Raw genomic sequence first — 24,525 nt, forward strand, 5'->3', positions numbered from 1 at the left:
ATGATCGAAGACGTATCGCTGCGGGTGACGGGGGATTCCGGCGCGCCGCTGCCGGTGCCGGCCTGGCGCATCGACGGCGGCCGGCCGGGGCCGCGGGTGCACCTGCAGGCCGGGGTGCACGCCGACGAGATCGCCGGCATGCTGGTACTGCACCAGCTGCTGCCGCGGCTGCGCCAGGCGGTGGAGCAGGGCCGGCTCAACGGCAGCGTGACCCTGGTGCCCCAGGCCAACCCCTTCGGCAGCGGCCAGTTCCGCCAGGGGCGCATCCTCGGCCGCCATCACGAAGCGACGGCGCGCAACTTCAACCGCGGCTTCCCGGCCTCGGCGAAAGCCACGGGCACTGTGGATAACCTCACCGACTGGCAACGCCAGCTGGCCGCCCTGGCGGCGCCGGCGGACATAGTGCTGGACCTGCACACCGACGACGAGGCGCTGCAGTACCTCTACGTCCACGAGCGCCTGTGGCCGGCGGCACGGGACCTGGCCGCGGCGCTGCGCGCCGAGCTGGCGATCATCTGGGAAGGCGACAGCGACGGCGCCTTCGAGGAAGTGGTGATCGAACCCTGGCTGGCCGAGGGCCGCCTCGACGGGCGCCTGGTGACCACGGTGGAGCTACGCGGGCAGGGCGACGTCAGCGATGCGCTGGCGCAGCAGGATGCCGATGGGCTGTGGGCCTTCCTCTGTGGGCGTGGGGTGATCGACGACGCGGTGGCGTTGCCGGCCTGGAAGGGCGTTGCAGTGCCCATGGGCTTCATGGAAACGGTGTTCGCCCCGGTGGCCGGGGTACTGGTGTTCGAGCGCGAGCTGGGCGAGGTGGTGCAGGCGGGCGAACGCTTCGCCCGCATCATCGCAAGGCCGGGGGACGCGGAGAGTGAAGTGGTGCTGCGGGCGCCGCAGAGCGGCCTGTTCGTCACCCGCTATCGCGACCGGCTGATCCCGCGCGGGGCGATAGCGGCGAAGTTCACCGGGGCGGCGCCTTCCAGCACCTGGAGTTCTGGTGCGCTGGATCCGTGATGGGGGGCAGGTGGAAAGGGTTGTGCGGTGGTTGATTCCGTCCCCTCTCCCCAGCCCTCTCCCTGAAGGGAGAGGGGGCTGTCCTGAGCGAGTGGGAAGTCAGGTGTCATCCTGCACCCTCGTTCGAATTCGCTTCTACGAAGCCAGTGCAAAAGCAGATGGTGCAGGATGAAACCGGACTATCTGCCTGCACGTACGGCCCCCTCTCCCTTCAGGGAGAGGGCTGGGGAGAGGGAGCGGATTTCATCCAGAACACCGACCCATCCGGGAGCCACCAGCCACCAATAAAAACGCCCGCACGAGGGCGGGCGTTTTCGCAAGGCACCGAACTCAGTGGTGCTCGCGGGTGGCGCGGAAGGTGATGTCCGGCCAGCGCTCTTCCATCAGGCTCAGGTTGACGCGGGTGGGGGCCAGGTAGGTGAGGTGGCCGCCGCCGTCCACGGAGAGGTTCTCGAAGGCCTTGTCCTTGAACTCCTTGAGCTTCTTCTCGTCCTTGCACTCGATCCAGCGGGCCGACCAGACGTTGATGTTCTCGTAGGCGCACTCGACCTTGTATTCCTCCTTCAGGCGGCTGGCGACCACGTCGAACTGCAGCACGCCCACGGCGCCGAGGATGATGTCGTTGTTGCGCTCGGGGAAGAACACCTGGGTGGCGCCTTCCTCGGCCAGTTCCTGCAGGCCCTGGCGCAGCTGCTTGGACTTCAGTGGATCCTTCAGGCGCACGCGGCGGAACAGTTCCGGGGCGAAGTGCGGGATGCCGGTGAAGCCCAGGTTCTCACCCTCGGTGAAGGTGTCGCCGATCTGGATGGTGCCGTGGTTGTGCAGGCCGATGATGTCGCCGGCGAAGGCCTCTTCCAGCTGCTCGCGCTCGCTGGAGAAGAAGGTCAGGGCGTCGGCGATCTTCACGTCCTTGCCCAGGCGCACGTGGCGCATCTTCATGCCCTTCTCGTACTTGCCCGAGCAGATGCGCATGAAGGCGATGCGGTCGCGGTGCTTGGGGTCCATGTTCGCCTGGATCTTGAACACGAAACCGGAGAACTTCTCTTCGGTGGGCCGTACCTCGCGCTCGTGGGTGGCGCGCGGCAGCGGCTGCGGGGCCCAGTCGACGATGCAGTCGAGCACCTGGTCGACGCCGAAGTTGCCCAGCGCGGTACCGAAGAACACCGGGGTCATCTCGCCCTTGAGGAAGGCGTCCTTGTCGAACTCGTGGCAGGCGCCCTGCACCAGTTCCAGTTCCTCGAGGAAGTTCTCGTAGAGGTCGCCCAGGTGCGCGCGGGCCTCGTCGGAGTCCAGCTTGTCGATGACCTGGGTTTCGATGCGCTCGTGGCCGTGGCCGGGGACGTAGACGATGATCTTGTCCTGGGCCAGGTGGTAGACGCCCTTGAAGTCCTTGTAGCAGCCGATCGGCCAGGTGATGGGCGCGGCCTTGATCTTCAGCACCGCCTCGATCTCGTCGAGCAGCTCGATGGGGTCGCGGATGTCGCGGTCGAGCTTGTTGATGAAGCTGACGATGGGCGTGTCGCGCAGGCGGCAGACTTCCATCAGGGCGATGGTCCGCGGTTCCACGCCCTTGCCGCCGTCCAGCACCATCAGCGCCGAGTCCACCGCGGTCAGGGTGCGGTAGGTGTCTTCGGAGAAGTCTTCGTGGCCGGGGGTGTCGAGCAGGTTGATCATGTGCTCGCGGTAGGGGAACTGCATCACCGAGGTGGTGATGGAGATGCCGCGCTGCTTCTCCATTTCCATCCAGTCGGAGGTCGCGTGGCGGTCGGACTTGCGCGACTTCACGGTACCGGCGACGGCGATGGCCTTGCCCATCAGCAGCAGCTTCTCGGTGATGGTGGTCTTGCCTGCGTCGGGGTGGGAGATGATCGCGAAGGTGCGGCGCTTGGCGACTTCGGCGGCCTGGATGGTCATGGGTGCGTGCCTGCTGGATTCGGTGACGGCGGGCACGGACGGCCCGGAAAAGCGCGGGATTATAACCCAAAGCCTTGCGTCGCCAGCACCCGCGGCGACGCAAGGCCGGACTTCAATGCTCGTCCGCCGCCGGGCGTGCCTCGCCACGGTAGATGGCGCGCACCAGCGGGCCGATGGACAGGCCCTGGAGCAGGATGGACACCAGCACCACCACGTAGGTCAGGCTGAGGATCAGGTCGCGCTGCTCGCCCAGCGGCAGCGACAGCGCCAGGGCCACCGAGACGCCGCCGCGCAGGCCGCCCCAGACCAGGATGCGGATGGTCCCGCGCGGCACCTGGCGGCCGCCGGCCTCGGTCTGGCGCAGCACCAGGATGGCCGGGGCCACGGTGAGCAGGCGCGAGACCAGCACCGCGCCGCCGAGGACGAAGGCGGCCACCACGTGCAGCCAGTTGAACGGCAGCAGAAGCAGCTCCAGGCCGATCAGGGCGAACAGCAGGGCGTTGAGGATCTCGTCGATCAGCTCCCAGAACTTGTCGACGTAGCGCCGCGTCTCGTCGGACATGGCGTACTGGCGGACGTGGTTGCCGATGATCAGCCCGGCCACCACCATGGCGATCGGCGCCGACACGTGCAGGCGCGCGGCCAGGGCGGCGCCGCCGATGACCAGGGCGAGGGTCAGCATCACCTCCACCTGGTACTGGTCGATGCCGCGCATCATCAGGAACACCCCGTAGCCCAGGGCCGCGCCGAACAGCACGCCGCCCACGGCCTCCTGCAGGAACAGCCAGGTGGTGGCCGAGACGGTGGGCGCCTCGCCGGCCTGGAGGATGCCGAAGAGGATGGTGAACACCACCACCGCGGTGCCGTCGTTGAACAGCGACTCGCCGACGATGGTGGTGGCCAGCGGCTTGGGCGCGCCGGCCGAGCGCAGGATGCCGAGCACGGCGATGGGGTCGGTGGGCGAGATGAGCGCGCCGAACAGCAGGCAGTAGATGAAGTCCACGTGCCAGCCGAACAGGGCGAAGGTGTAGTAGGCCAGGTAGCCGATCACCGTGGTGGCGATCAGCACGCCGAAGGTGGCCAGCAGGCCGATGGGCCACTTGTAGTTGCGCAGGTCGCCCAGGTTCACGTGCAGGGCGCCGGCGAACAGCAGCGCGGGCAGGAACCAGGTCATCAGCACTTCGGAGAAGTCGATGCGGCGGATGATCTGCTGCATCTCCACCTCCAGCACCGGGTAGCCGGCCATCGACAGGCCCTGGGCGATGAGCGAGAACACCAGCGCCGTGGCCATCACGCCGATGGTCGGCGGCAGCCGCACGAAGCGGTAGTTCACGTAGGTGAGCAGGGTGGTGAGCGTGATGAACGCCGCGGCGAGGTCGAGCATGATGCAGGTACTCCTTGGCAAGGCAAGTGGGCCGGCCCCAGTGACCTATCCCTGGGTCGGGGGCACGCGGAAAAGGAACCGGATGATAACCGGATACGGCGGGCGTGTTGGCGAACGCCGAGGTTTTGTCCGACAGGGGCGGGGAGTATGGGTTCCTCCCATGGTGGGGGTTTCCGAGGCTGGTGCGCGAACTTTCTCCAACGCAAGGTGCGTGGCGACGCTTCGGCTGAACCCCCGCCGTTGTCCCCGGTCTGTCAAAAAGAAGGGGGATGATCGGATCGATCCGAAAGTGCGTCCGATACCCCTGGAAACCCCGTGCTGTGCGGTATTCCGTGCATTTTGTCGAGTATCTAGAACAGTCAACCGGCCAGGCGACAAAGGGATTCGGGAAAGCGGCAATTTCTGGTTGAACTCGCGGACTTCAGGTCCTAAAGTTCGCGCCCGAACGTCCATGCTGGAAACGATCCATCCGGCTCAAGTACTGACGACGAGAGATCGCAGGTCGCGGACCGCGGTCGCGATACTCGGCGACATGCCTTGGGAAGTAGGCGAACCAAAGTGGGGAAACGGATTAGACGTTCAGCTTCACCCCTACGTATCCATGTGTTTTGCCATTGGGAGTCCCAACCATGTCCATCAAGGTCGAGGATTACTTCGCCCCTGAAACCTTCCAGCGCATGAAGGCATTCGCCGACAAGCAGGAAACCCCCTTCGTCGTCATCGACAAGCAGACCATCGCCAACGCCTACGACCAGCTGACCCATTGCTTCCCGTTCGCCAAGGTGTACTACGCGGTCAAGGCCAACCCGGCCACCGAGATCACCGAGTTGCTGCGCGACAAGGGCTCGAACTTCGACATCGCCTCGATCTACGAGCTGGACAAGGTGATGAAGACCGGCGTGGGCCCGGAGCGCATCAGCTACGGCAACACCATCAAGAAAGCCAAGGACATCCGCTACTTCTACGAGAAGGGCGTGCGCCTGTTCGCCACCGACTCCGAGGCCGACCTGCGCAACATCGCCAAGGCCGCGCCGGGCTCCAGGGTCTACGTGCGCATCCTCACCGAGGGTTCGACCACCGCCGACTGGCCGCTGTCGCGCAAGTTCGGCTGCCAGACCGACATGGCCATGGACCTGCTGATCCTCGCCCGCCAGCTGGGCCTGGTGCCCTACGGCATCTCCTTCCACGTCGGCTCGCAGCAGCGCGACATCTCGGTGTGGGACGCGGCCATCGCCAAGGTCAAGGTGATCTTCGAGCGCCTGAAGGAAGAAGACGGCATCGAGCTGAAGATGATCAACATGGGCGGCGGCTTCCCGGCCAACTACATCGCCAAGACCAACGACCTGGAAACCTACGCCGAGGAAATCATCCGCTTCCTCAAGGAAGATTTCGGCGATGACCTGCCGGAGATCATCCTCGAGCCGGGCCGCTCGCTGATCGCCAACGCCGGCATCCTGGTCAGCGAAGTGGTGCTGGTGGCGCGCAAGTCGCGCACCGCGGTGGAGCGCTGGGTGTACGCCGACGTGGGCAAGTTCTCCGGCCTGATCGAAACCATGGACGAGTCGATCAAGTTCCCCATCTGGACCGAGAAGAAGGGCGAGATGGAGGAAGTGGTGATCGCCGGCCCGACCTGCGACAGCGCCGACATCATGTACGAGCACTACAAGTACGGCCTGCCGCTGAACCTGGCCGCCGGCGACCGCCTGTACTGGCTGTCCACCGGTGCCTACACCACCAGCTACAGTGCGGTGGAATTCAACGGCTTCCCGCCGCTGAAGGCCTTCTACATCTAAGCCGTAGCTGGACCGAAGAAACCCCGCCGATGCGGGGTTTTTTCTTTTGTCCCGGCCAATGCCTTCCCGACTGCGCCGAGGGGCTTTTCGTAGGATGGGTTGAGCTTGCGAAACCCATGCGGTGGTGATGATGGGTATCGCTTCGCTCAACCCATCCTACGGGCGTAGTGTTCGCCGGAGGTGTAGGCGCGGCTTTTCGTAGGAGCGAGCTTGCTCGCGAACCGGGCTGGCACGGTGCCGGAGGGTTGGTTCGCGAGCAAGCTCGCTCCTACGAAGAGCACCTCGGCGCAGCCTACAGTTCCAGGAAGGCACGGGCGTAGGACCCTGTCCGCGATAGCCGGACGTATCGGCGTGATTCGTGGATTGCCCCAACACCGTGCCCATGTAGGAGCGCGCCCTGCGCGCGATTCGCGGGCAGGGCCCGCGCGGCCTCAACCCTCGTTGGCCTGGCGCACCTGGGCGGTGGCCGGTGCCTTGCCGACCTTGGCCAACTGCTGGTCGCCCGTGGCGTTCTCCAGCGGCAGCTTGTCGAACTCGTGCAGGCCGTTCTTCGCGTAGGGGTCGCCGATCCAGCGCGGCGCCGCGACGAACTCGGGACTGACCAGGCTCTTGCCCGGCTCGTAGCCGTCGTAGTTCAGGCCGGCCAGGTCGGACAGGGTGTGGATCAGGTGCGAACTGCTGTAGGGCCTTCCGCTCATCGCCTGCAGGTCGCGCGGGTGGGCCTGCTGCCAGCTCGGCGAGGTCCAGAGCAGGAAGGGGATGGTATACATCGGCCGCGTCGGGTCGCCCTCGTTGCGCCCCAGGCGGTCGTGCTTGCCGGAGCTGAAGACCTCCTCGCCATGGTCGGAGAGGTACACCAGGAAGCCGTTCGCTTCGCTGGCGGCGTAGCGCTTGATCAGGTTGGCGACCACGAAGTCGTTGTGCAGCACCGCGTTGTCGTAGGCGTTGTAGGTGTCCGCCTGGTCGTCGGAGAGCCCGGCCGGCACGCCCTGGCGGTCCTTGAAGCGGGCCGAGGCCTCGGGATAGCGGTAGCGGTAGTCCATGTGCGTGCCCAGCAGGTGCACCACGATGAGCTTCTTCGGCGCCGGGTCCCTGAGCACCTGCTCGAAGGGCGTGAAGACCACGTCGTCGTACTGGCGGGCGTTCTGGTTGCGCTGGTTGTTCAGGTAGAACTGCTCGTCCGTCTGCTGCGAGAAGGTGGTGAGCATGGTGTTGCGCTTGGTCATGGTCTGCTGGTTGGTGATCCAGAACGTCTTGTAGCCGGCCTGTTTCATCAGGTTGATCAGCGACGGGTCGGTGAGGAAGCGGTCCGGGTGCTGCTCGTCGCCGAAGGTGAGGATCTGCTGCATCACCTCGATGGTGTAGGGGCGCGGCGAGACCACGTCCCTGAACACCGTGAGGTTGCGGTCGGCGGCGGCCAGGGCGTCGAGGTTCGGCGTAGTCGGCCGGTCGTAGCCGTACAGGTGCATGTGTTCGCGGGTGGTGGATTCGCCCAGCACCAGCACCAGGGTGCGCGGCGCCTCGCCGCTGCCGTCCCGCAGGTTCTTCAGCGGCGGCAGGGCGGCGTTGCGGTCGAGCAGCTTCTGCATGTTGTCCAGCTGCTGGCGGTACTGCGCATAGCCCACGGCCAATTGCCAGGGCACCGCCGGCTCCATGCGCTGCTGCACCTTCTCCAGGGCCTCGGCGAAGCTGCGGTCCTGGGTGACCATCTGCTTGTAGAAGGGGTACGCCAGGTTCGCCGCCACCAGCAGCATGGCCAGGGCCACCCGGGCCGGCGCCGGCATGCGCAGCGGGCGCACGCGTCGCCACAGCAGCACCGCCACCGCCGTGTAGAGCAGCAGGGCCAGGCACAGCCAGGTGCTGAAGTACTGGCTGAAGTACTCGCTGGCCTCGGCCGTGTTCGATTCGAACATGACGAAGATGACGCTCTGCGAGAACTCCTGGTGGTAGATGCCGAAGTAGCTCAGGCCGACCAGCGAGGCCGCCCACAGCACCAGGCCGATCAGCGCCGCCAGGCCACGGGTGAAGCGCGGCAGCAGCAGGGCCGGGGCCAGCCACAGGCTGCTGAGGAAGAAGGCGTCGCGGAAGCCGGCGAAGCCGGTGGTGCCGCTGAACAGGATCAGCGCCTGGGTGACGCCGGAGAAGTACCAGAAGAACAGCAGCAGCCAGCCCAGGCCGGCCCAGTCCACCTTGCGGGGGGAGGGGTTGGTTGCAGTCGACACGCTTGCCTCGTCTTGCAGAAGCCGCCCGTCCGGGGCGGTCAGTTGGGCAGCGAGCCTAGCGGGATGCGTGTGAAGAGCAGGGCAAGGGTGTGTGAAGAAAACGTCAAGAGAGCGCTCACAGGCGCTTGAGGGCCGCAGCGAAGAGGTCGGCGTCGGCCGTCTCGCCGATTTCCGCGGCGCGTCGGTAGTAGGCCAGGGCCAGGCTGCGCAGCTCCGGCTGCGGCGCCCGCTCCAGCTGCTCGCGGGCCACCCGCAGGAAGTTCAGGTTGCCGCCTTCCAGGGCGCGCAGCAGCCAGTAGCGCGCGTCTTCCACCTCGCCTTGCTCGGCCTGCGCCGCGGCGTGGCTGAACTGGCCGCGGAAGTCGCCGGCGACGGCCGAGCGACGGTACCACTCGCGGGCCAGCTCGGGGTTGCGCGGCACGCACAGGCCTTCCTCGTGATGGCGGCCGACCAGGTTCATCGACTTGGCGTGGCCGAGGTCGGCGGCGCGCCGGTACAGCGCCAGGGCATGGGCCGCATCGCGCGGCACGCCGCGGCCGGTGGCCAGCAGGTTGGCCAGGTTGTACAGGCCCCAGTCGAGATCCACGGCCGCCGCGCGGGCATAGTGTTCGGCCGCTTCGGCGGGGTCGGCGGGCACGCCCCAGCCGTGCTCCAGGCAGCGCCCGAGCATGTTGCGGGCCATGGCGTGGCCGCGTTCGGCGGCGATGCGGAACCAGGTCACCGCCAGCGCCGGGTCGCGCTCGATGCCCTGGCCGTCGAGGAGGATCTGCCCGAGCAGCGCCTGGGCCTCGACATCGTCCTGGCGCGCGGCTTCGAGGATGGCCGCCGCGGCCTGGCGCGGGTCGCTGGCCAGGCGGGCGCGCAGCTGCTCCACCGAGAGCTCTTCGCGCCGGCGCAGGAGGAACGCCATGTCAGACCTCGACCCAGCGCCGCAGCAGGTTGTGGTAGGTGCCGGTCAGCTCGACCAGGGCCGGGTGCTCCGGCACGTCGCGGGTGAGCTTCTGGATCGCCTGGTCCATCTGGAACAGCAGGGCGCGCTGGCTGTCCTCGCGCACCAGGCTCTGGGTCCAGAAGAACGAGGCCAGGCGCGCGCCGCGGGTCACCGGCTCGACCTTGTGCAGGCTGGTGCCGGGGTACAGCACCAGGTCGCCGGCCGGCAGCTTCACGCGCTGCTCGCCGTAGGTGTCCTGGATCACCAGCTCGCCGCCGTCGTAGTCCTCGGGGTCGCTGAAGAACAGCGTGGAGGAGACGTCGGTACGCACCCGCTCGCGGCCGTTGTGCACGTCGCGCACGGCGTTGTCGATGTGGAAGTCGAAGCTGCCGCCGCCGGTGTAGCAGTTGAACAGCGGCGGGAACACCTTGTGCGGCAGGGCGGCGGACATGAACAGCGGGTTCTGCCACAGGCGCTGGAGCATGGCCTCGGCGATCTCGCGGGCCAGCGGGTGGTTCTGGGCCAGCTGCAGGTTGTGCTTGGCCCTGGCCGACTGGTAGCCGGCGGTGACCTTGCCGTCGCCCCACTCGGCCTGTTCCAGGGCGGTACGGATGCGTGTCACCTCGTCGCGGGTGAACAGGCCGGGAATGTGCAGCAGCATGGCGGGGCTCGGTCAAATGAAAATCCGACGCCGATGATAGACATTTGCATTTGCAGCGTATAGCGGAGGTGGCGAACGGTCGCACGGGGCAAATGTAAATGTTGTAAATAAAGTGCGTCTGATAATATTTACTAATTGATACAGATTCTCGTTTTGCACTAGATTTCGCGGCCTTCAGCAAGTCCCTGGGGAGGGAACTTTCGATGTCGCGTCAAACTGTCGAAGCCACCAGCGCTCCGCGCCTGCTGGTCTCCGCCGTCGGTGTGGCCATCACCGCCATGTCCGGCAGCCACTTCGCCCAGGCGGCGGAATCCACCGAGAAGAAGCCCGCGCAGGATGTGCTGTCGCTGGATGCCGACACCGTCGTCGGCCAGCCGGGCGAGGAAACCTACAACGTCCAGCAATCGGCCTCGCAGAAGTACACCGCGCCGCTGCTCGAGACGCCCAAGACCGTCACCGTGATCCCGCAGCAGGTGATCAAGGACACCGGCGCCCTGACCCTGGTGGATGCCCTGCGCACCACCCCCGGCATCACCTTCGGCGCCGGCGAGGGCGGCAACCCGGCGGGCGACCGTCCGTTCATCCGTGGCTTCAACGCCGAGAGCGACACCTTCCTGGACGGCATGCGCGACGTCGCCTCGCAGACCCGCGAGGTGTTCAACATCGAGCAGATCGAGGTCAGCAAGGGCCCGGGCTCGGCCTACACCGGCGCCGGCTCCACCGGCGGCAGCCTGAACCTGGTCAGCAAGACCGCCAAGCTGCAGGACTTCAACGACGCCAGCTTCACCTACGGTTCCGACCAGACCCACCGCACCACCCTGGACGTCAACCACACCCTGGGCGACAACGCGGCCTTCCGCCTGAACCTGATGAAGCACGAGGCCAACGTCGCCGGCCGCGACGACGTCAGCGTCAGCCGCTGGGGCGTGGCGCCGACCGTCACCTTCGGCTTCAACACCCCGACCCGCGCGACCCTCTCGTACTACCACCTGGATACCGACGACATCCCGGACTACGGCCTGCCGCTGACCAACGTCGACCGCAGCAAGCACAACCCGAGCAAGCCGGCATCGGTCGACCGCGACAACTTCTACGGCCTGACCCACCGCGACTACCGCCAGAGCACCACCGACAGCGGCACCTTCCGCATCGAGCACGACCTCAACGACGACCTGACGCTGTCCAACAGCTTCCGCATGGTCCGCACCACCCTCGACTACGTGGTCAGCAACCCCGACGACAGCCGCGGCAACGTCGCCAACGGCTACGTCTATCGCTCGTCGAAGAACCGCAACTCCACCTCCAAGGGCTGGGTCAACCAGACCGACCTGAAGGCCAGCTTCGACACCGGCTTCATCAAGCACAGCCTGGTGACCGGCCTGGAGTTCAGCTACGAGGACGTGCACAACCGCCCCTACGTGGTGAACCCGGGGGCGCCGGGCAACACCTGCAACGCCGCCCTGCTGGCCAGCGGCGACTGCACCAGCCTGGCCAACCCGACGCCCAAGGACCCCTGGACCGGCAGCATCGTCGACAGCCAGGCCTATACCGACACCGATACCAAGACCTCGGCCGCCTACGTGTTCGACACCCTCAAGCTCAACGAGCAGTGGGACCTGAACCTGGGCCTGCGCTACGACGACTTCGACACCGAGTCCAGCGGCTACAGCACCGGCGGCCGTGGCGCGGCGCCGGGCAACTTCAAGCGCGAGAGCAACACCCACTTCTGGAACTACCAGACCGGCCTGGTCTACAAGCCGCTGCCCAACGGCAGCATCTACCTGGCCTGGTCCACCTCCAGCAACCCCAGCGGCGAGACCGCAGGCGAAGGCGGCCAGGAAGTCAGCGCGGCCAACACCAGCCTGGACCCGGAACGCAACCGCAACCTGGAACTGGGCACCAAGTGGGACTTCTTCGACGAGGCGCTGTCGCTGAACGCCGCGGTGTTCCGCACCGACAAGACCAACGCCCGCGTCGCCGACCCGGACAACAGCTCCTTCCAGGTGCTCGACGGTGAACAGCGCGTGCAGGGCGTGGAGCTGGGCTTCAGCGGCCAACTGATGCCCAAGTGGAAGGTCTTCGGCGGCTACACCTACCTGGACAGCGAGATCCGCAAGTCGAGCACCAAGTCCGACGAAGGCAACCGCATGCCGCAGGTGGCTCCGAACAACTTCACCCTGTGGACCACCTACGAGCTGCTCCAGGACCTGACCATCGGCGGCGGCACCACCTACGTGGACAAGCAGTTCGGCAACACTGCCAACTCGACCTACATCCCGTCCTACTGGCGCTACGACGCCATGGCCAGCTACAAGCTGAGCAAGAACGTCGACCTGCAGCTGAACGTGCAGAACCTGACCGACAAGCGTTACTTCGACCAGGTCTACAGCACCCACATGGCCCACGTGGCCCCGGGCCGCACCGCGCTGCTGGGGGTGAACCTGCACTTCTGATCGCACGGCCTTCCGTGCACCCCGCCCGTTGCTCCTTCGGGCGGGGTTTTCTATGTTTGGCGCCCCGCGCCTGAGGTGAGAGCAAGGTGTTGAAGAAAGTCTGGTTCCAGCTGCATTGGTTCTTCGGCATAAGCGCCGGCCTGGTGTTGGCCCTGATGGGCGTGACCGGGGCGACCCTGTCGTTCCAGGACGAACTGCTGCGCGCCTTCAACCCTGCCAGCCTGACCGTGCAGAAGCAGCCCGGCGGCACCCTGGCGCTGGACGAGCTGGTGCAGCGGGTGGAAGCCGCCGAACCGGGCAAGAAGGTCTCCTTCGTCTGGGTCACGGTGGACGGCGACGAGGCCGGCCGTATCTTCTACACCCCGCCGCCGGGCCAGCGCCGCGGCGAGTCGCGCTACGTCGACCCCTACACCGCAGCCTTCCTGCCGGCGCCGTCCGGGGAAGGCTTCTTCATGTTCGTCATGCAGCTGCACCGCTTCCTGGCCCTGGGCGAGTTCGGCAAGCAGGTGACCGCGGCCTGCACCCTGATCCTCATCTATTTCTGCCTCTCCGGCCTGTACCTGCGCTGGCCGCGCAAGCTGCTCAGCTGGCGCGCCTGGCTGGCCCTGGACTGGCGCAAGAAGGGCCGCGCCTTCAACTGGGACCTGCACGCGGTGGCCGGCACCTGGTGCCTGGCCTTCTACCTGCTGGCCTCGCTGACCGGCCTGTACTGGTCCTACGACTGGTACCGCGGCGCGCTGTTCAAGCTGCTCGACGACGCCCCGGCCGGCCAGCAGCGCCAGGGCGGCCGCGGTGGCCGTGGCGGCGAAGCGCCCAAGGGGCCGCCGCTGGAAGTGGACTACAGCGCCCTCTGGAACACCCTGCGCAGCACCGCCGGCCCCGGCCTTGCGGCCTACAACCTGCGCCTGCCGCCGGTGGGCGGGCAGCCGGCCATGGTGTTCTACCGCCTGGACGACGCCGCCCACGAACGCGCCTTCAACGAAATGCGCATCGAGCCGAAGAGCGGCCGCCTGCTGGGCGACAGCCGCTATGCCGACAGCAGCTTCGGCAAGCAGCTGCTGACCAGCGTCTATGCCCTGCACGTGGGCAGCTACTTCGGCATGCCCGGGCGCATCCTGATGATGCTGGCGAGCCTGGCCATGCCGCTGTTCTTCGTCACCGGCTGGCTGCTCTACCTCGACCGCCGGCGCAAGAAGAAGGCCGCCCAGGCCGCCCGCGCCGGGCTGGGTGACGCCAGTGGCGGCGACGCCTGGCTGGTGGGCTACGCCAGCCAGAGCGGCTTCGCCGAACAACTGGCCTGGCAGAGCGCCGGGCAGCTGCAGGCCGCGGGCCTGGCGGTGCGCGTGGAACCCCTGGCGCGCCTGGACCGCCAGCAACTGGAACAGACGCGCAATGCGCTCTTCGTGGTCAGCACCTTCGGCGACGGCGAGGCCCCGGACAGCGCCCGCGGCTTCGAGCGCAAGCTGCTCGGCGAAGCCGCCGGCCTCGGCCAGCTGCGCTTCGCCATGCTCGCCCTGGGCGACCGCCAGTACCAGGCCTTCTGCGGCTTCGCCCGGCGCTTGCAGGGCTGGCTGCAAGGGCAGGGCGCGCAGCCGCTGTTCGACGGCGTGGAAGTGGACAACGGCGACGCCGCGGCCCTGCGCGACTGGCAACAGCGCCTGGCGCAACTGACCGGCACGGCCGCGCCGGCGCCCTTCGCCGCTGCGCAGTTCGAGCTGTGGAGCCTGGCCGCCCGCGAGCACCTGAACCCCGGCAGCCAGGGCCAGTCCACCTGGCTGCTGCGCCTGCAACCGCCGGCCGGCAGCGCCGCCGACTGGCGCGCCGGCGACCTGGTGGAAATCCTCCCGCAGCATCCCCGCGAGCGCGTGCTGGCTTGGCTGGCGCGCCTGGGCCTGGACGGCCAGGCCCGCGTCGAGGTCGAGGGCGGCAGCGTGGCCCTGGCCGATGCCCTGGCCGGGCGCGAACTGCCGGTTTCCCACGGCCATCTGGTCGGCCTGCACCCGCAAGCCGTGCTGGATGCCTTGGTGCCGCTGGCAGCGCGGGAATACTCCATCGCCTCGCTGCCCAGCGACGGCGCCCTGGAGCTGATCGTGCGCCAGGAACGCCACCCCGACGGCAGCCTGGGCGTGGGCTCCGGCTGGCTCACCGAATACCTGCAGCCGGGCGCCGGCCTGGCCCTGCGCCTGCGCCGCAACGCCGGCTTCCACCTGCCGGAGGACGACCGCCCGCTGCTGCTGATAGGCAACGGCACTGGCCTGGCCGGCCTGCGTTCGCTACTGCGCGCCAGCATCGGCGCCGGCCGCCGGCGCAACTGGCTGCTGTTCGGCGAACGCAACCGCGAGCACGACTTCTACTGCCGCGAAGAGCTGGAGGACTACCTGCTCAGCGGCGAACTGCAGCGCCTGGACGTGGCCTTCTCCCGCGACCAGGCGGAAAAGGTCTACGTGCAGGACGTGCTGCGCGAACGCACCGTGGAATTGACGCAGTGGCTGGAAGAGGGCGCCGCCATCTACGTATGCGGCAGCCTGGAAGGCATGGCCGGCGGCGTGGACGCGGTGCTGCGCGAAGCGCTGGGCGACCTGGCGGTGGAGGCGTTGCTGGAGGAGGGGCGCTATCGGCGGGATGTTTATTAGGGCGGCAGGCTGCAGGATGTAGGGGGATAACGCCTCAGGTGTTATTCGCCGCCTCGGCGCCAAGCGATAACGGCGGATAACCGCGAACGGTTATTCCCCTACGTCTCTACGGCCATGCGTGTTCCACAACCTGTAGGAGCGGGCCCTGCCCGCGATTTCGCGCGCAGGGCGCGCTCCTACAAGGGAATGGCGTGGTGGGGCAGCGTAGGAGCGGATTCATCCGCGAATCGCGCCGATATGCCCGGTCATCGCGGACAAGGTCCGCTCCTACGGGGAGAATGCCGTGTTTCCCAGCTACCTGTAGGAGCGGGCCCTGCCCGCGATTTCGCGCGCAGGGCGCGCTCCTACAGGGGAATGGCATGGGTGGGGTAGCGTAGGAGCGGATCTCATCCGCGAATCGCGCCGATATGCCCGGTTATCACCTGTAGGAGCGAGCTTGCTCGCGAACCAATCCCGGCTCCGTGCCTGCCCGGTTCGCGAGCAAGCTCGCTCCTACGAAGAGCACCGCACCTTCAGATCCAGAGAATGAACGCCAGGATCGCCCCGAAGAACGTCCACTTCTGCAGGTAGTACAGCTTGCGGTTGCGCTTCTTCAGTGCCTTGCCCTGCAGGCGGATCTTGTACAGCGTGCCGAAGGCGCGGTTGATGCCGCCGGTCTTGTCGCCGTCGTCGTTGGGCGAGGCCGCGGCGGCCATCACGTTGCGGCTGAACCAGCGGTTGAAGGCCTGCGCCCAGCGGTATTTCAACGGCCGCTCGACGTCGCAGAAGAGGATCACCCGGTCGTGCCCGGTGGTGTTCTCGGCGTAGTGGATGTAGGTCTCGTCGAACACCACGGCCTCGCCGTCCTTCCACGAATAGCGCTGGCCATCGACCTCGATGAAGCAACCCTCGTCGTTCGGGGTGAACAGCCCCAGGTGGTAGCGCAGCGAGCCGGCGTAGGGGTCGCGGTGGCGCACCAGGCGCGAGCCCGGCGGCAGCTCGGCGAACATCGCCGCCTTCACCGAGGGGATCTCCCGCAGCAGCGCGGTGGTCTGCGGGCAGACCACGTCGGCCGAGGGGTGGGCGTCGTCGTACCACTTCAGGTAGAAGCGCTTCCAGCCGGTCTTGAAGAAGGAGTTGAAGCCGACGTCGTTGTACTGCTCGGAGCGCTTGATGCTGCCGGCCTCGCGCAGGCGCAGGGCCTCGGCGCGGATGACTTCCCAGTTGTCGGTGAGCTTCTGCATCTCCGGGAAGGCGTTGGGCGTCAGGTAGGGGGTGTTGGGCACCTTGGAGAACAGGTACATGAAGCAGTTCAGCGGGGCGAGGAAGCTGGAGTGGTCGCTCAGCTGCCGGGACAGCTTGTGACGGACCTTGCCACGCACGTGCACATAGGCGATGCAGGCCGCGTAGGCCGCCAGGATCAGGGCTTTCATCTTCGATTCGATGGCTTTCGGCGGGAGGAAGCGGAGGATATTACTCCCCTGAATCGTTACTGAATATTCCTAAGACTAAATGATGGCCCTCTGGTTTACCCTAGGGATGTTTCCGGAACTCGCCGGCGAAGTCGAGGCAGTATCATGACCGATCAGTCAACCCGCATCCTGCTCAACTGCGACATGGGGGAAAGCTACGGCGCCTGGCGCATGGGCGACGACGTCCACGCCATGCCGCTGATCGACCAGGCCAACCTGGCCTGCGGCTTCCATGCCGGCGACCCGCTGACCCTCCAGCGCACCGTGCGCCTGGCGGTGGAACAGGGCGTGAGCATAGGCGCGCACCCGTCCTACCCCGACCTGGCCGGCTTCGGCCGCCGCCACATGAGCTGCTCGCCGGAAGAGGTGCAGGCCCTGGTGCTGTACCAGGTGGGCGCGCTGGACGCCTTCTGCCGCGCCGCCGGCACCCGCGTCGACTACGTGAAGCCCCACGGCGCGCTGTACAACGACCTGGTCCGCGACGACGCCCTGCTGGCCGCGGTGCTCGACGCCTGCGCGGCCTACCGCAAGGGCCTGCCGCTGATGGTCCTGGCCCTGGCCGACAACCGCCGCGAACTGGCCCTGGCCGATGCCGCCGACGTGCCGCTGATGTTCGAGGCCTTCGCCGACCGCGCCTACCTGCCCGACGGCCAGCTGGCCCCGCGGCGCCTGGCCGGCGCGGTGCACCACGAGCCGCAGCGCATCCTCGACCAGGCCCTGGCCATCGCCCGCGGCGAGCCCTTCCCGGACATCGACGGCAACCCCCTGCGGCTGCGCGCCGACAGCCTCTGCGTGCATGGCGACAACCCCGAATCCCTGGCGGTGCTGCGGCGCCTGCGTGGCCTGCTGGACGCCGCATGATCCGCGTCGAGCCCTTCGGCGCCGAAGCCCTGCTGCTGACCCTGGCCGAACGCCCGGACGCGCACCTGCCGCTGCGCATCGCCGCCCTGGCCGGACGCCTGCGCGCGGCCCTGGGCGAGCTGCTGACCGACCTGGTGCCGGGCTGGACCACCCTGCTGCTGCACTACGACCTGCGTCGCACCGACGCCCTCGACCTGCAGCGCCGCCTGGCGCCCCTGCTGGCGGGCTGGCCCGGCCCCGAGCCGGACGACGCCGCCGGCCGCCTGCACGAAATCCCGGTGTGGTACGCCGGCGAGGACCTGGCGGAAGTGGCGCGGGCCTGCGGCCTGGGCACCGGGCAGGTGATCGAGCTGCACTGCGCCCGCGAGTACCGCGTGGGTGCCATCGGTTTCGCCCCGGGCTTCGCCTACCTGGGCGAGCTGGACGAGCGCCTGGCCCTGCCGCGCCGGGCCCGGCCGCGCACCCGCGTGGCGGCCGGCAGCCTGGCCATCGCCGAGCGGCAGACCGCGGTCTATCCACAGGCCTCGCCGGGCGGCTGGCACCTGCTGGGGCTCACCGCGCAACGCCTGTTCGATCCACGACGCGAGCCACCCTGCCCGCTGGCAGTCGGCGACCGGGTGCGCTTCCTGCCCATCGACGAAGCCGCCTTCCGCCGCGCCGGAGGACGCCCATGAGCGGCCTGCGGGTGCTCAGGGCCGGGCCGCTGAGCCTGTTGCAGGACGCCGGCCGCCATGGCTGGCAGCACCTCGGGGTATCGCCGGGCGGGGCTGTGGATATCGATTCCGCGGCCTGGGCCAACCATCTGCTGGGCAATGCCTGGGGCACGCCGCTGCTGGAAGTGGCCCTGGGCGGCCTGCGCCTGCGGGCCGAGGTGGACTGCTGGCTGGCGCTGTGCGGTGCGCAGTTACCGGTTCGGGTGGATGGCGAAGCGCGTCCCGGCTGGTCGCGCTTCATTGTGCATGCCGGGCAGGAACTGGAACTGGGCTTCGCCGCCAGCGGCCAGCGCGCCTACCTGGCGGTGGCGGGCGGCTTCCATGTCGAACCGGTGCTGGGCAGCATCGCCACCCAGCGCCGCGAGGGCCTGGGCGGCCTGCACGGCGACGGCCGGGCGCTGGCGGAGGGCGACCTGCTGCCCTGCGCGGCCAGCGGCGAAGCCTTCGCGCGCGGCGCCAGCGTGCCCTGGCCCTACGTGCCGGACTACCGCGAGACGCCCGTGCTGCGCGTGCTGCACGGTGGCGATGCGGACGCCTTCGAGCCCGGGCAGCGCGCGGCTTTCTTCCGCCGCGCCTGGCAGCTCAGCCCGCAGTCCGACCGCATGGGCGCGCGCCTGCAGGGCGAGCCGCTGTGCGCGCCGCGCCGGCAGTGGTCGCTGGGCATGGTCCGCGGCGCCATCCAGGTGCCGCCGGACGGCCAGCCCATCGTCCTGCTGGCCGACCACCAGAGCATGGGCGGCTACCCGCTGCTCGGCTTCGTCCACCCCCTGGACCTGGGCCGTCTGGCGCAGTGCCCGGCCCACGCCGAGGTGCGCTTCGCCGAGACGACCCTGGAAGCGGCCCAGGACGAACTGCGGCGGTTCTACCGTTTCTTCCGCGGCTAGCGGGGCAGGTGCTGCAGGGGCAGCGGCGCCGATTCCTTGAGGGTGCTGATGGCGAAGTTGCTGCGGATGTCGCTCACCCCGGGCAGCTTCAGCAGGGTGCCGGTGAGGAAGCGCTCGTAGGCGCGCAGGTCCGGCACCACCACTTGCAGCAGGAAGTCCGACTCGCCGGAGACCAGGTGCACCGAGATCACCTCGGGCAGGTCGATCACCGCCTGGCGGAAGGCCTCGGCCTGTTCCTCGTGGTGGCGCTCCACCTTGATCCCGACGAACACCGTCAGGCCCAGGCCGACCTGGTCGCGGTCCAGGTCGGCGCCGTAGCGGCGGATCACCCCGGCCTCCTCCAGCAGGCGCACGCGGCGCAGGCAGGGGGAGGGCGACAGGCCGATGGCCTCGGCCAGCTGCACGTTGCTCAGGCGGCCGTCGCGCTGCAGCGCGGCGAGGATGCGGTGGTCGTAGGCGTCCAGTTTGTGGTTTGGCATATCTGGCCAGCTTTCAGGATTTGGATTGGCAGATCATGCCAAAACTACCTGAGCTGGCAAGCCGAATACGCAAGCACCTGCCCTGGCCGTCGGGCATAGAATCCTTGACCGGAATCCCTTCCTGCGGAGTGCGAACCATGGATTTCGGCGTCTTCCTGCTAGCCCTGGCGATGGTCTACCTGTTGCCCGGGCCGGACATGCTCCTGCTGCTGCACACCGGCGCCAGCCGCGGCGGCCGCGCGGCCCTGGTCACCGCCCTGGGCCTGGCCACGGCGCGGGCCTGCCACGTGGCGCTGGCCGGTGCCGGGCTGGCCCTGCTGTTCCGCAGCGTGCCCTGGACCTTCGATGCGGTGCGCCTGGCCGGCGCGGCCTACCTGGCGTGGCTGGGGCTGCGCATGTTGCTGGGGCGGCCGTCGTTGGCGGGTATCGAGCTTGTGGCCGAGGTCCAGGCGCGGAGTTGGCGGCGGGCTTTTGGCAATGGGTTGTTGACCAACCTGCTCAATCCCAAGGCGTTGCTCTTCTGTTCGGTGCTGTTGCCGCAGTTCGTGCGGCCGGATGCGGGGCCGTTGGCGTTGCAGTTTGGCGCGCTGGGGGCTGTGCTGGTGTTGGTGGGGTTGGTGTTCGATAGTTTCTATGCGTTGAGCGGGGCGCGGTTGGGGCGTTGGTTGGAGCGGCATGCCTTGGCGCAGCGGGTGCAGCAGTGGGCCTTTGCTTCCCTGCTGATCGGGTTCGGGGCTCGGTTGGCTTTGTTGAGGGAGCTGTAGGCGCGAGCTTGCTCGCGAATGGTTTTCGCCGGTGGTTGTGGGGGTGGGCGGGTTCGCGAGCAAGCTCGCTCCTACAAGAGGAGATGGGTGTGTGGAGGCGTTGTGGATTACAGGGATGCTCCGTTCCCCTCACCCCCGCCCTCTCCCTGGGGGAGAGGGGGCTTGTCCGTGCCGGTTGGAGGTGTGGTTTCAGTCGGACGGCACGGAGAGATATCCGGCTAACTGCAGAACATCCGCTTCTGCCCAACGGTCCCCTCTCCCTTTGGGAGAGGGTTAGGGTGAGGGAGCGAGGTCGAGCATAGGCACCATCGTCTCCGGCAGCGCCTCTACCCGTCCTTCACCCCAGAAACTGCTCCGCATGGTGACAAGCCACTTGCCGCTCATCCAGCGGCCGCAGCGCCGGCACCTCCACCTTGCAACGCTCCGTCGCATAGGGGCAGCGCTTGTGGAAGGCGCAGCCGCTGGGCGGGTTGAGCGGGTTGGGCAGCTCGCCCTGGATCTTGATCTTCGGCTTGCCCGGGTCCGGGTGGATCGCCGGGGTGGCCGAGAGCAGGGCGCGGGTGTAGGGATGCAGCGGGCGTTCGTAGAGCTTGTCCGCCGGGCCCATTTCCGCCGGGCGGCCGAGGTACATCACCAGCACGTCGTCGGCCACGTGGCGCACCACCGCCAGGTTGTGGGAGATGAACACGTAGGCGGTGCCGAACTCTTCCTGCAGGTCCATGAACAGGTTGAGCACCTGGGCCTGGATCGACACGTCCAGCGCCGAGGTCGGCTCGTCGGCCACCAGCACCTTGGGCTGCAGCATCATGGCGCGGGCCAGGGCGATGCGCTGGCGCTGGCCGCCGGAGAACATGTGCGGGTAGCGCTGGTAGTGCTCCGGGCGCAGGCCCACCTGCTGCATCATCGCCTGCACCCGCTCGCGGCGTTCGCCGCGCGACAGGCTGGTGTTGATCAGCAGCGGTTCGCCGAGCTGGTCGCCGATCTTCTGCCGCGGGTTGAGCGAGGCGTAGGGGTTCTGGAACACCATCTGCACGTCGCGGCGCAATTGCCTGCGCTGCTCGTGGCTGGCGCCCTTCACCTCGTGCCCGGCGATGCGCAGGGAGCCGGAGGTGGGTTCCTCGATCAGCGTCAGGGCGCGGGCCAGGGTGGACTTGCCGCAGCCGGATTCGCCGACCACCGCCAGGGTCTTGCCGGCCTGCAGTTCGAAGGACACGCCGTTGAGGGCGCGGACCAGGGCGTGGGGCTTGAACAGGCCCTGGGCGATGTCGTAGTGGCGGGTCAGGTCGCGGGCGGTCAGTACGGCTTCCATCAGACCACCTCCTTGAGGTTCAGCGGGTAGTAGCAGCGCACCGCGCCGCGGACGTGGGGTTCCAGGGCCGGGCGAGTGGCGCGGCAGTCGTCGTGCACGTAGGGGCAGCGCGGCGACAGCAGGCAGCCCTGCGGGCGGTCGTAGCGGCCGGGGACGATGCCGGGCAGGGTGGCCAGGCGCTCCAGGCCTGCGCTGTGCTCGGGAATCGCCTTGAGCAGCGCCTCGGTGTAGGGGTGGGTGGGCAGGTCGAACAGCGCCGGCACCTGGCCGATCTCCACCGCCTGGCCCGCATACATCACGCAGACGCGCTGGGCGGTCTCGGCGACCACGGCGAGGTCGTGGGTGATCAGGATCAGCGCCATGCCCTCGTCGCGCTGCAGGTTCAGCAGCAGTTCCATGATCTGCGCCTGGATGGTCACGTCCAGTGCCGTGGTGGGCTCGTCGGCGATCAGCAGCTTGGGCTCGCCGGCGATGGCCATGGCGATGGCCACGCGCTGGCTCATACCGCCGGAGAGCTGGTGCGGGTAGGCGTCCAGGCGCTGGGCGGCGCCGGGGATCTCGACCTTCTCCAGCAGCTCCAGGGCGCGCTGGCGCGCGGCCTTGCCGCGCAGGCCGAGGTGCAGCCTGAGCACTTCCTCGATCTGGAAGCCCACGGTGTAGCTGGGGTTGAGGGCGGTCATCGGGTCCTGGAAGACCATGGCGATGTCCTTGCCGACGATGCGCCGGCGCTCGCGGCCCTTGAGCCTGAGCATGTCGCTGCCGTCGAAGCGCAGGGTGTCGGCGGTGATGCGCCCGGGGGCGTCGATCAGGCCCATCAGCGCCATCATGGTCACCGACTTGCCGGAGCCGGACTCGCCGACGATGGCCAGCACCTCGCCCTTGTCGACGTTCAGGTCGAGGCCGTCGACCACGGGTACGGCGTCGGCGCCGCCGAAGCGCACCGAGAGGTTGCGGATTTCCAGGAGGCTCATACGGCGGTCTCCAGCGTGTTGCTCTTGTAGGAGCGAGCTTGCTCGCGAACGGCGGCAGGGAGGAAAGGCAGGTTCGCGAGCAAGCTCGCTCCTACGAAAAGCGCAGTCTTCATCGGGGTCATCCTCACGCCGCGCTCTTGAGTTTCGGGTCCAGCGCGTCGCGCAGGCCGTCGCCCACCAGGTTGATCGCCAGCACGCTGAGCAGGATGGCCAGGCCCGGCAGGCTCACCACCCACCAGGCGCGCTCGATGTAGTCGCGCGCCGAGGCCAGCATGGTGCCCCACTCCGGGGTCGGCGGCTGCACGCCGAGGCCGAGGAAGCCCAGGGCGGCGGCGTCGAGGATGGCCGAGGAGAAGCTCAGGGTGGCCTGGACGATCAGCGGCGCCATGCAGTTGGGCAGCACGGTGACGAACATCAGCCGCCAGATGCCGGCGCCGGCCAGGCGCGAGGCGGTGACGTAGTCGCGGTTGACCTCGCCGAGCACCGCCGCGCGGGTCAGGCGCACGTAGGAGGGCAGCGAGACCACGGCGATGGCGATCACGGTGTTGAACAGCCCTGGGCCGAGCACCGCGACTATGGCCACCGCCAGCAGCAGCGAGGGCAACGCCAGCATGATGTCCATCAGGCGCATGATCACCGGGCCCAGGCGGGTCGGCGAGAAGCCGGCGACCAGGCCCAGCACCAGCCCCGGCAGCAGCGAGATGACCACCGAGCTCAGGGCGATCAGCAGCGACAGGCGGGCGCCGAAGATCAGCCGCGAGAGCATGTCGCGGCCCACTTCGTCGGTGCCCAGCAGGAACTGCCCGCTGCCGCCCTCCAGCCACACCGGCGGGGTGAGCAGGAAGTCGCGGAACTGCTCGCTGGGGTCGTGGGGCGCCACCCAGGGCGCGAACAGCGCGCAGAAGACGATCAGCACCATGAACGCCAGGCCGCCGACCGCACCCTTGTTGTGCGCGAAGGCTTGCCAGAACTCTTTCAGGGGCGAGGGGTAGACCAGGCTCGGGTCGCCGGCGGGAGCGTTTTGCATGGAATTCATCGCGGGCTCCTCAGCGTTGGTGGCGAATGCGCGGGTTGACCAGGCCGTAGAGGATGTCCACGGTGAAGTTGACCAGGATCACCAGGGTGGCGACCAGCAGGATGCCGTTCTGCACCACCGGGTAGTCGCGGCGGCTGATGGCGTCGATCAGCCACTTGCCGATGCCCGGCCAGGAGAAGATGGTCTCGGTCAGCACGGCGCCGGCCAGCAGCGCGCCGACCTGCAGGCCGAACACGGTGAGCACCGGGATCATGGCGTTGCGCAGGGCGTGCACGAACACCACCCGGGCCGGCGACAGGCCCTTGGCGCGGGCGGTGCGCACGTAGTCCTCGCGCAGCACCTCGAGCATGGCCGAGCGGGTCATGCGGGCGATCACCGCCAGCGGGATGGTGCCCAGCACGATGGCCGGCAGCACCAGGTGGTGCAGGGCGTCGAGGAAGGCGCCCTGCTCGTCGGAGAGCAGGGTGTCGATGAGCATGAAGCCGGTCACCGGCGGAATGTCGTAGAGCAGGTCCAGGCGCCCGGACACCGGCGTCCAGCCGAGGGTCACGGAGAACAGCATGATGAGGATCAGGCCCCACCAGAAGATCGGCATCGAGTAGCCGGCCAGGGAGATGGTCATCACCCCGTGGTCGAAGATCGAGCCGCGCTTGAGCGCCGCGATCACCCCGGCCAGCAGGCCGAAGGTGCCGGCGAACAGCATGGCCGCGATGGCCAGCTCCAGGGTCGCCGGGAACAGCGTGAGGAACTCGTGCCAGACGCTGTCGCGGGTGACCAGGGATTCGCCGAGGTTGCCCTGGGCGAGGTTGCCGATGTAGTCCAGGTACTGCTGGTACAGCGGCTTGTCCAGGCCCAGGCGGTGCATGGCCTCGGCGTGCATCTGCGGGTCGACGCGGCGCTCGCCCATCATCACCTCGACCGGGTCGCCGGGGATCATGCGGATCAGCGCGAAGGTCAGCAGCGTGACGCCGAAGAAGGTGGGGATGAGCAGGCCGAAGCGGCGTGCGATGAAACTCAGCATGGTGGTGGAGCACTCCTCATCGCGCGGCTGC

General features: G+C 68.1%; 19 protein-coding genes. 8 read left to right on the top strand and 11 right to left on the bottom strand.

The features are described 5' to 3' along the window. Positions 1–1,014, top strand: a 1,014-nt coding sequence (locus DK254_RS05430; protein WP_109932822.1) for a succinylglutamate desuccinylase/aspartoacylase family protein, incomplete at its 5' end; no start/stop codon positions are given. A gap of 330 nt (positions 1,015–1,344) precedes the next feature. Here the strand turns inward: DK254_RS05430 and DK254_RS05435 are convergent. Next, positions 1,345–2,928 carry a peptide chain release factor 3 gene (locus tag DK254_RS05435; RefSeq protein WP_109932824.1) on the bottom strand — a complete coding sequence of 528 codons (1,584 nt, stop codon included), beginning with the start codon at positions 2,926–2,928 and terminating at the stop codon, positions 1,345–1,347. 112 nt (positions 2,929–3,040) lie between these two features. Further along, on the bottom strand, positions 3,041–4,312 hold the full coding sequence (locus DK254_RS05440) for a sodium:proton antiporter (protein WP_109932826.1): 1,272 nt from the start codon (positions 4,310–4,312) through the stop codon (positions 3,041–3,043). Between the two features lie 629 nt (positions 4,313–4,941). On the opposite strand from DK254_RS05440, the gene DK254_RS05445 reads away from it, so the two are divergent. Beyond that, positions 4,942–6,105, top strand: coding sequence for a type III PLP-dependent enzyme (locus DK254_RS05445; protein ID WP_109932828.1), 1,164 nt, complete (start codon positions 4,942–4,944; stop codon positions 6,103–6,105). A 431-nt stretch (positions 6,106–6,536) separates the two neighbouring features. Here DK254_RS05445 and DK254_RS05450 read toward each other — a convergent pair whose 3' ends face one another. From DK254_RS05450 to DK254_RS05460, 3 genes are all read right to left on the bottom strand, one after another. After that, positions 6,537–8,327: a phosphoethanolamine transferase CptA gene (locus tag DK254_RS05450; protein ID WP_109932830.1), complete on the bottom strand. Its 1,791-nt coding sequence runs from the start codon at positions 8,325–8,327 to the stop codon at positions 6,537–6,539. 115 nt (positions 8,328–8,442) lie between these two features. Further along, on the bottom strand, positions 8,443–9,237 hold the full coding sequence (locus tag DK254_RS05455; protein WP_109932832.1) for a tetratricopeptide repeat protein: 795 nt from the start codon (positions 9,235–9,237) through the stop codon (positions 8,443–8,445). Between the two features lies 1 nt (position 9,238). Continuing rightward, a complete protein-coding gene (locus DK254_RS05460; RefSeq protein ID WP_109932834.1) occupies positions 9,239–9,919 on the bottom strand; it encodes a Fe2+-dependent dioxygenase in 681 nt (226 codons plus the stop codon). Positions 9,920–10,122: 203 nt separating this feature from the next. Here DK254_RS05460 and DK254_RS05465 point away from each other — a divergent pair, with 203 nt between their 5' ends. Both DK254_RS05465 and DK254_RS05470 read left to right on the top strand, forming a co-directional pair. Next, entirely contained in the window at positions 10,123–12,372 is a 2,250-nt protein-coding gene (locus tag DK254_RS05465) for a TonB-dependent siderophore receptor (RefSeq protein ID WP_109932836.1), read from the top strand. Positions 12,373–12,461: 89 nt separating this feature from the next. After that, entirely contained in the window at positions 12,462–15,005 is a 2,544-nt protein-coding gene (locus tag DK254_RS05470; RefSeq protein ID WP_256595813.1) for a sulfite reductase flavoprotein subunit alpha, read from the top strand. Between the two features lie 512 nt (positions 15,006–15,517). Here the strand turns inward: DK254_RS05470 and lpxO are convergent. Beyond that, complete coding sequence (gene lpxO, locus DK254_RS05475; RefSeq protein ID WP_109932840.1) at positions 15,518–16,417, bottom strand: lipid A hydroxylase LpxO; 900 nt, start codon at positions 16,415–16,417, stop codon at positions 15,518–15,520. A 144-nt stretch (positions 16,418–16,561) separates the two neighbouring features. Between lpxO and DK254_RS05480 the strand changes: the two genes are divergently transcribed. Genes DK254_RS05480 through DK254_RS05490 form a run of 3 tightly spaced genes read left to right on the top strand, consistent with a single transcriptional unit; the run spans position 16,562 to position 18,914 of the window. Further along, on the top strand, positions 16,562–17,317 hold the full coding sequence (locus DK254_RS05480; protein ID WP_058071449.1) for a 5-oxoprolinase subunit PxpA: 756 nt from the start codon (positions 16,562–16,564) through the stop codon (positions 17,315–17,317). Beyond that, positions 17,314–17,991 (top strand): 5-oxoprolinase subunit PxpB, encoded by a 678-nt coding sequence (gene pxpB / locus DK254_RS05485; protein WP_109932842.1) that lies wholly within the window; start codon positions 17,314–17,316, stop codon positions 17,989–17,991. Before DK254_RS05480 ends, pxpB begins: the two co-directional genes overlap by 4 nt. Next, the gene (locus DK254_RS05490; protein ID WP_109932844.1) at positions 17,988–18,914 is read left to right on the top strand and encodes a biotin-dependent carboxyltransferase family protein; all 927 of its coding nucleotides are present in this window, start codon (positions 17,988–17,990) and stop codon (positions 18,912–18,914) included. Before pxpB ends, DK254_RS05490 begins: the two co-directional genes overlap by 4 nt. Here DK254_RS05490 and DK254_RS05495 read toward each other — a convergent pair. Further along, on the bottom strand, positions 18,911–19,393 hold the full coding sequence (locus DK254_RS05495; protein WP_109932846.1) for an Lrp/AsnC family transcriptional regulator: 483 nt from the start codon (positions 19,391–19,393) through the stop codon (positions 18,911–18,913). The two genes, DK254_RS05490 and DK254_RS05495, sit on opposite strands and share 4 nt — an antisense overlap. 137 nt (positions 19,394–19,530) lie before the next feature. On the opposite strand from DK254_RS05495, the gene DK254_RS05500 reads away from it, so the two are divergent. Beyond that, the gene (locus tag DK254_RS05500) at positions 19,531–20,157 is read left to right on the top strand and encodes a LysE family translocator (protein ID WP_109932848.1); all 627 of its coding nucleotides are present in this window, start codon (positions 19,531–19,533) and stop codon (positions 20,155–20,157) included. A 337-nt stretch (positions 20,158–20,494) separates the two neighbouring features. On the opposite strand, the gene DK254_RS05505 is transcribed toward DK254_RS05500, so the two are convergent. The 4 genes from DK254_RS05505 to DK254_RS05520 all read right to left on the bottom strand — a co-directional run bounded on the left by DK254_RS05505 (position 20,495) and on the right by DK254_RS05520 (position 24,494). Then, on the bottom strand, positions 20,495–21,466 hold the full coding sequence (locus tag DK254_RS05505; protein ID WP_109932850.1) for a peptide ABC transporter ATP-binding protein: 972 nt from the start codon (positions 21,464–21,466) through the stop codon (positions 20,495–20,497). Beyond that, positions 21,466–22,437 carry an ABC transporter ATP-binding protein gene (locus DK254_RS05510; RefSeq protein WP_109932852.1) on the bottom strand — a complete coding sequence of 324 codons (972 nt, stop codon included), beginning with the start codon at positions 22,435–22,437 and terminating at the stop codon, positions 21,466–21,468. The genes DK254_RS05505 and DK254_RS05510 overlap by 1 nt, the downstream gene beginning before the upstream one ends. A gap of 124 nt (positions 22,438–22,561) precedes the next feature. After that, positions 22,562–23,473, bottom strand: a complete 912-nt coding sequence (locus DK254_RS05515; RefSeq protein WP_089390571.1) for an ABC transporter permease subunit — start codon at positions 23,471–23,473, stop codon at positions 22,562–22,564. A 10-nt stretch (positions 23,474–23,483) separates the two neighbouring features. Continuing rightward, complete coding sequence (locus tag DK254_RS05520) at positions 23,484–24,494, bottom strand: ABC transporter permease subunit (protein ID WP_109932854.1); 1,011 nt, start codon at positions 24,492–24,494, stop codon at positions 23,484–23,486. Positions 24,495–24,525 lie beyond the last annotated feature (31 nt).

It is taken from the genome of Pseudomonas sp. RW407 (assembly GCF_003176655.1).
GTDB lineage: Bacteria > Pseudomonadota > Gammaproteobacteria > Pseudomonadales > Pseudomonadaceae > Pseudomonas > Pseudomonas delhiensis.